The organism is Klebsiella sp. 141198 (assembly GCF_050600785.1).
GTDB classification, from domain to species: Bacteria; Pseudomonadota; Gammaproteobacteria; order Enterobacterales; family Enterobacteriaceae; genus Klebsiella; species Klebsiella aerogenes.
The window spans coordinates 1-331 of record NZ_JAQIRM010000028.1; the positions used below are offsets into that span (position 1 = coordinate 1).

1 protein-coding gene is annotated in these 331 nt (G+C 58.0%); it reads right to left on the reverse strand.

What is annotated here, in order from left to right:
* The coding region (locus PGR10_RS25425; protein ID WP_430924285.1) for a carbohydrate porin at positions 1-331 on the reverse strand (331 nt) is incomplete at both ends.

Here is a 331-nt window from a genome sequence, read left to right on the forward strand (position 1 = left end):
CTCCAGTGGTCAAACATGACGTTGAGATCCCAGATGGCCCCCTGCGCGCTTTTGAACGCTTTGCTGATCTGGAATTCGCCGCCGTTGCTTTCGTTACCGAGACGACCAATAGCCGAGGCGCCGTTATAGGAGCCGTCGACGCCGACATATTTCTGGTCGCCGGTCTGGAAATGGGCGCCATAGCGGGCGTAGCCGCTAAATTTCAGGCCGAATGGAATCGCCAGATCCGGCGAAGCGGCGGTGGTTTGCGGGTTGGTAATAACATCGACCTTTTTATTGGCCGCGGCGTCGATTTTCGCCTGGCGGTCGGCCAGCGCTTTATCGACGGCTT